We start from the raw sequence: 6,481 nt of genomic DNA on the forward strand, positions 1-6,481 counted from the left end.
AATATCTGAGACTTTGCACTGTAACGGCCGCAAATCGGCTTTCTTTATCCTTGAAACACAATTGCCACAGGTTGACCCTGTAGGAGCTGCCGAAGGCTGCGATCTTTTGATCTTGCCTTTAAAAACAACATCAAAAGATCGCAGCCTTCGGCAGCTCCTACAGGGGCGTGGCTTTGACAAGGGGAGTTCGCTGCGGCACAGTGCGCGCCCTTCTAATAAGACCCTCTTTGCAAATCCGCCGATTAAGATTGGCGGACTCATTCTGTCTGGCGGTCGGTTTTCCACCGCAGTGTTTTTCGAGGAAATGAAATGAATGCAGTCATAGCGGCAGTCGGCGTCATGCTGATTCTCAGCCTGTCCCGCGTGCACGTCGTGATCGCTTTGATCGTTGGCGCGCTGGTCGGCGGCCTGACCGGTGGTCTGGGTATCGACGCCACGCTCAAGGCCTTCAACAGCGGCTTGGGCGGCGGCGCCACCGTGGCGTTGTCCTACGCGTTGCTCGGCGCTTTCGCCGTGGCGATTGCCAAGTCTGGCCTGGCCCATGCGCTGGCCGACAAGGCGTTGGCCATGGTTGATCGCCAGCATGCGACCGGCGGCGGCAGTGTCAAATGGCTGCTGATCGGCCTGTTGTGGGTGGTGGCGATCGCTTCGCAGAACATCCTGCCGATCCACATTGCGTTCATTCCGCTGCTGGTGCCGCCGCTTTTATATGTACTGACCAAGCTGCAACTTGACCGCCGCTTGATCGCCTGTGTGATGACGTTCGGCCTGATCACGCCGTACATGTTTCTCCCGGTAGGCTTCGGTAACATCTTTCTCAACGAAATTCTGTTGGCGAATGTTGCGCGCAGCGGCGTCGACATCAGCGGCATCAATGTCACCCACGCCATGGGCATTCCGGCGTTCGGCATGTTGGTCGGGCTGGGCATTGCCTTTATCAGCTATCGCAAGAAGCGCGTGTATGACCTGGCGAAAATCGAGCAGGTCGAACAGGTCGCAGTGCAGTACAACCCGCTGAGCCTGGCGATTGCCGGGGTGGCGATTGCCGCCGCGTTTATTGTGCAGTTGCTGCTGGACTCGATGATTATCGGGGCGCTGGTCGGCTTCTTGATCTTTTCGGCCTCCGGTATCGTCAAGTGGCGCGAGACCGATGATCTGTTCACCGAAGGCATGAAGATGATGGCGATGATCGGCTTCATCATGATCGCCTCTTCCGGTTTCGGTGAAGTGATCAAAGCCACCGGGGAAGTGCAGACGCTGGTGCAAGCCTCGGCAGCATGGATCAATCACAGCAAGGGCATCGGCGCGTTGATGATGTTGCTGGTGGGTTTGCTGGTGACCATGGGCATCGGCTCGTCCTTCTCGACCGTACCGATCCTGGCGGTGATTTTCGTGCCGTTGTGCGTGCAGCTGGGGTTCAGCCCGATTGCGATCGTGTGCATCGTCGGCACCGCTGGCGCATTGGGTGATGCCGGTTCGCCGGCTTCGGACTCGACCCTCGGCCCGACCTCCGGCCTGAACATCGACGGCCAGCATCACCATATCTGGGACACCGTGGTGCCGACGTTCCTGCACTACAACCTGCCGCTGCTGGCATTCGGCTGGGTGGCCGCGATGGTTCTCTGAACCCCGCGGGTGATCGTTCCCACGCTCTGCGTGGGAATGCCTCTTGTGACGCTCTGCGTCAAGTTGTTGGACGCAGAGCGTCCGGGGCTGCATTCCCACGCAGAGCGTGGGAACGATCCTCATACCGAAGCTCAACTTTTGATCTGGCGTGCCGTTAAAGCCTTTAACCACGCCAATAAAATCAAAAGAGTGAGCTCCCACAATGCGCCTGAGCCTCAAGGCTAAAGTCCTGTCCCTTGCCGTTCTACCGGTATTGCTCTTTGCGCTGGTCATCAGCCTGACCACGCTGTTCATCCTCCAGGAACAAGCGCACAAAGAGGTCGAACAGACCCGCGAGCGCCTGCTCGGCGATGCCAAAGCCACTCTGCAAAGTTACGTCGCCGTGGCCATGACCACGATCAAACCGCTGTACGACGCGGCCGCGCCGGGTGACAACGAGGCGCGGGCGCAGGCGATCAAGTTGCTTTCGGGTATTCGCTACGGCAAGGACGGCTACTTCTTCGGCTACGACTCCGAGACCGTGCGCCTGTTCAAGGCCAATGACCCCGAAGGCGTGGGCAAAAGCTTCAAGGACAACCGCGATCCGAACGGCGTTTACGTCAATCTCGGGCTGGTGAAAGTGGCGAAGGACGGCACGCACTATCTGCAGTACAGCTCGCCACTGCCTGGCAATGCCAAGGTACTGGTGCCGAAACTCGGCTACACCGAATACCTGGCGAAGTGGGACATGGCAGTCGGCACCTCGGTCAACCTCGACGGCATTGAAGCGCAAGTCGCACAGGTCGAAGCACAAGTGCAGGAACGCATGCAAGGCGTGGTGCTGAGCATCGTCGGCGTGGCAGTGGTGGTGCTGTTGGTGATCGCGGCGGCGGGGATGCTGCTGGCCAATACCATTCTGCGTCCGTTGACCCTGATGAAAGCCAACCTCGACGACATCGCCGCAGGCGAGGGCGATCTGACCCGCCGCTTGAACATCACCAGCCAGGATGAACTCGGCGAACTGGCCGGTTCGTTCAATCGCTTCGTCGACAAGATCCACGGCCTGGTGCGGCAGATCACCGAAATGACCACGCAACTCACCGGGCTGGTGACGCAGGTATCGGATCAGGCGCAGCGCTCGGATCAGGCGATGGAGCGTCAACGCCACGAAACCGACCAGGTCGCCACGGCGATCAATGAAATGTCCGCCGCCGCGCAGGAAGTCGCCAAGAGCGCACAGAACGCCGCCGTCGCCGCCCAGCAGACCGACGAAGAAGGCCAGAGCGCCAAACGCGTGGTGGCTGGCAGCATCAAGCAGATTCATGCCTTGGTCGATGACATTCGCAGCAGCGGTGTCTCGCTCGACAGCCTGCAGCAGGACGTGACGTCGATTGTCGGTGTGCTCGGGGTGATTCGTTCGATTGCCGAGCAAACCAACCTGCTGGCGCTGAACGCCGCGATTGAAGCAGCGCGCGCTGGTGAGGCCGGACGCGGCTTTGCCGTAGTCGCGGACGAGGTGCGGGCGTTGGCCAGTCGCACGCAGATCAGCACGCAGGAAATTCAGGGCATGATCGATCGCTTGCAGGCTGGCACCCAGCAAGCGGTCGAGGCGATGCGCCGTTCCAGCGAGGCCGGTGACGGCACTTCGCAACAAGCCAATCAGGCCGGCGCTTCGCTGGATGCGATGGCATCGTTGATTGCGACGATCAACTCGATGAACGCGCAGATTGCCAGTGCGGCTGAGGAGCAGACGGCGGTGGCCGAAGAGATCAACCGCAGCGTGCATCAGATTGCGGTGGCGGTGGATAACGTCGCCGATGAAACGCAGTTGGGTGCGCAGACTTCGCGTAGTTTGGCGGAGCTTGGGCAGCGGTTGGGAAAACTGGTTGGCCAGTTCCGTATCTGACCGCTTGAAAAGCCCCTCACCCTAACCCTCTCCCCGAGGGAGAGGGGACTGATTGGGGGATATTTGCAGAAATGCGCCGACCTGAAAGCTCTGCTGTGAATCCATAATCGACTCGATATTTCAGGTCGATGTAAGGCGCGAGACATCTCGGTCAGTCCCCTCTCCCTCGGGGAGAGGGCTAGGGTGAGGGGCTTTTGATTTTCAGCTTTTAGGGAAGATCCCAATAGGGCACTTCACCAAAGCATTCGACAAAGAAATCAATCACCGTGCGCACCTTCACCGACAACCTCCGGCTCCCCGGCCACAGCACTGCAATCTGCTGCGGCTCCAGGCTGTTCGACACCTGATACTCCCCCAGCACCGGCACCAGCGTGCCTTCACGCACCGCTTCACCAATCAACCACGACGGAAACATCACCAGCCCCAAACCTTGCTCGGCGGCTTGGGTCAGGGTGTCGGCGTGGTTACCGGTGATCGGGCCTTTGACCGAGTAGGGCGTCCAGTCCTCGCCCTCGCGGCGGAAAAACCAGCGCTGCAGACCGGCCGCGCCTTTGTAGGCCAGGCACTGGTGCTGGGTGAGGTCGTCGGGGTGTTGCGGTGTGCCGTGGTGCTTGAGATAGGCCGGGCTGGCGGCGACCTGAAAACGGTGCGGCGCCAGAATCCGCGCCTGCATGCTCGAGTCGTGCAGCGCGCCGATGCGAAATAGCAAGTCCGCGCCTTCCTGCAACGGGTCGACATAATGGTCGGTCTGTTGGATATCCAGTTGCAGCTTTGGGTAGCGCGTGCACAACTGGCCGAGCCACGGGGTGAGGTGGCGCTGGCCGAACACCACCGGGGCGTTGATCCGCACGAGGCCTGTGGGTTCGCTTTGCTGTTCCTGCAAGGCCTGTTCGGCTTCCTCCAATTGCACCAGCACCAGCCGCGCATGATGGCCGAGCATGCGCCCGGCCTCGGTCGGTGTGACGGCGCGGGTGTGGCGGTAGAGCAATTGCTGATTGAGCGCCTGCTCCATCAACTGGATCTGCCGCGAGATCGACGAGGGCGCCACGCCTTCGCGGCGTGCGACTTCGGAAAAGCTGCCGTGGTCGAGCACCGCGACAAACAGTCGTAGTGCCTTGAATCCGAGTTCGTTGAGCCCGTGCATGGTTTGCCCTGCTGTGCGTGTTGCGCAAAGGTGTTGTCCGGATGCTCCCATTTATTGCACAGCGACACCAGCCGATAATCCGCGCCATCGTTAATCTGTGGAAGTTGGTTATGCAAACATTGGATGAAGTGGCTGTTGAAGCGCCGGTGGCGAGGTCGTGGTTGCGCTTGTTGCTGCTGCCGCTGGTGATCCTGGCGGGCATGGGCTTGTCGGTGGAGGCGGGATTGCTCGGGCCGTTGGGTGTGCAGGTCGGGCACCTGTGGGCGACGTTGAGCATCTTTGGTGTGGGCTCGGCGATTCTGTTTTTGCTGCTTCTATTCGCCGGCCCGCAGAAAGGCCCGGCGCTGAACACGTTGCCGCGCTGGCAGTTGATCGGCGGCTTTCTCGGGCCGATCTACGTGGTGGTCCTGACGCTGGCCACGCCGCACATCGGTATCGCCATGACGATGATCGCGATCCTCTCCGGGCAGGTCGGCAAGAGTGTGTTGATCGACCATTTCGGCTGGTTCGGCGCGGTGCGCAAGAAGGTCAATGCTGAGCGCTGGCTGGCGTTGGGGTTGATTGTGGCGGCACTTGTTCTGATTGCTCGGGGTTGATGATGAGTCTGATTATTTTGTTGGCCGTGGTAGTCGCGGCAGGCGCGGTGTTGAGTGTTCAAGCGGCAATCAATGGTCGTTTGGGTGAATCCGTTGGGGTGTTGCGCAGCAGTCTGCTGACGTTTGCCGTTGGGGCTGTGGTGACCGGGTTGCTGATTTTGTTTTTCGAGCCGGCGCATTCGGTGGGGTTGCTTGATGTGCCGAAGTGGCAGCTCAGCGGCGCGTTGTTTGGTGTGGTGTACATGATTGTCATGGTTGGCGCGGTGCCTCGGGTCGGCACGGCGGTGGCGACGGTGGCGGTGATTGTCGGGCAGTTGGGGATGGGGATGTTGATCGATAATTTCGGTTGGCTCGGCAACCCGGCGATTGAGCTTTCTGGCTCGCGGATTCTGGCGATGGTTTGTTTGGCGCTGGCTTTGGTGTTTATGTATCGGAGTAGTGTGCGTTCGGTTGATTGATTGATTGATTGATTGATTGATTGGGTTTGGGGGGCATATCCGTTGCTGCGGTAACGGCTGCTTGGGGTTCCGCCCTTACGGCGGGTCACTTTTGGCAAACGCCCCAAAAGTAACCAAAAGGGCTTGCTCCTACGTGCGGCCCGCTCGCTGGGGCTCGGGGTTCCTTCGCTGCGGGATCGATCCGGGCGCAGCGCCTACGGTTTGCTTCGCTGCACCTCCTCTCGCTGTGTTTGGCTGCGCCAAACGGTCGCTGCGCTCCCACCCCCGGATCAATCCCTCCACTCAGCCTTCCGACGTCGCCTTACAGATCAAGATCAAGAGCAGGCGAGCTGACACTCGGCCTATTGAGTGGTGAGGAGCGGGGCGTGGTCGGCTTTGGATTTGTGGTGGTGCTTCCCCTCACCCCAGCCCTCTCCCGGAGGGAGAGGGGGCCGATGGTGGGCCTCTCAAAATCCACGTTCAACGCGGTATCGCAAGTCGGTGTACCTCGCCCAAACACCTGGATCAGTCCCCTCTCCCTCCGGGAGAGGGCTAGGGTGAGGGGCACTTGATCTGGCTCTTGATCTGGCTTTGGCTTTTGATCTTTTGCCCCATCGGCAGGCCGAGCGTAGGTGTTCATCCGGGGGTAGGCGCGCAGCGCCGTGCGGCGAAGCCGCATTCATCGAGAGGAGGTGCAGCGAAGCAAACCGTAGGCGATGCCCCCGGATGGACACCGTAGCGAGGGAACACTGAGCCTCAGCGAAGTGCCGTACGCCGGGGCAAAGCCTTTTGG

General features: G+C 60.3%; 4 protein-coding genes and 2 pseudogenes. 5 read left to right on the top strand and 1 reads right to left on the bottom strand.

The window, feature by feature from the left end; all coding sequences use genetic code 11:
- Positions 1–309: 309 nt before the first annotated feature.
- From CQ009_RS18455 to CQ009_RS30470, 3 genes and pseudogenes are all read left to right on the top strand, one after another.
- Positions 310–1,626 carry a Na+/H+ antiporter family protein gene (locus CQ009_RS18455; protein WP_105708028.1) on the top strand — a complete coding sequence of 439 codons (1,317 nt, stop codon included), beginning with the start codon at positions 310–312 and terminating at the stop codon, positions 1,624–1,626.
- Positions 1,627–1,828: 202 nt separating this feature from the next.
- Positions 1,829–2,605: pseudogene (locus CQ009_RS30465) on the top strand (cache domain-containing protein); the annotation flags it as partial.
- A 312-nt stretch (positions 2,606–2,917) separates the two neighbouring features.
- Positions 2,918–3,511: pseudogene (locus tag CQ009_RS30470) on the top strand (methyl-accepting chemotaxis protein); the annotation flags it as partial.
- 208 nt (positions 3,512–3,719) lie between these two features.
- On the opposite strand, the gene CQ009_RS18470 reads toward CQ009_RS30470, so the two are convergent.
- Positions 3,720–4,655: a LysR family transcriptional regulator gene (locus CQ009_RS18470; RefSeq protein ID WP_105708032.1), complete on the bottom strand. Its 936-nt coding sequence runs from the start codon at positions 4,653–4,655 to the stop codon at positions 3,720–3,722.
- A gap of 110 nt (positions 4,656–4,765) precedes the next feature.
- Here CQ009_RS18470 and CQ009_RS18475 point away from each other — a divergent pair, with 110 nt between their 5' ends.
- Positions 4,766–5,251 carry a DMT family transporter gene (locus CQ009_RS18475; protein WP_064388290.1) on the top strand — a complete coding sequence of 162 codons (486 nt, stop codon included), beginning with the start codon at positions 4,766–4,768 and terminating at the stop codon, positions 5,249–5,251.
- A gap of 2 nt (positions 5,252–5,253) precedes the next feature.
- Entirely contained in the window at positions 5,254–5,709 is a 456-nt protein-coding gene (locus tag CQ009_RS18480; RefSeq protein WP_064388299.1) for a DMT family transporter, read from the top strand.
- Positions 5,710–6,481 lie beyond the last annotated feature (772 nt).

The sequence above is a fragment of the Pseudomonas sp. MYb2 genome, from assembly GCF_002979955.1.
In the GTDB taxonomy this organism is placed as follows: domain Bacteria; phylum Pseudomonadota; class Gammaproteobacteria; order Pseudomonadales; family Pseudomonadaceae; genus Aquipseudomonas.

Excerpts from the sequence above, each read along its gene's own strand:
- CQ009_RS18455 (WP_105708028.1), top strand. The coding sequence starts at position 310 with ATGAATGCAGTCATAGCGGCAGTCGGCGTCATGCTGATTCTCAGCCTG.
- CQ009_RS18470 (WP_105708032.1), bottom strand. The coding sequence starts at position 4,655 with ATGCACGGGCTCAACGAACTCGGATTCAAGGCACTACGACTGTTTGTC.
- CQ009_RS18475 (WP_064388290.1), top strand. The coding sequence starts at position 4,766 with ATGCAAACATTGGATGAAGTGGCTGTTGAAGCGCCGGTGGCGAGGTCG.
- CQ009_RS18480 (WP_064388299.1), top strand. The coding sequence starts at position 5,254 with ATGAGTCTGATTATTTTGTTGGCCGTGGTAGTCGCGGCAGGCGCGGTG.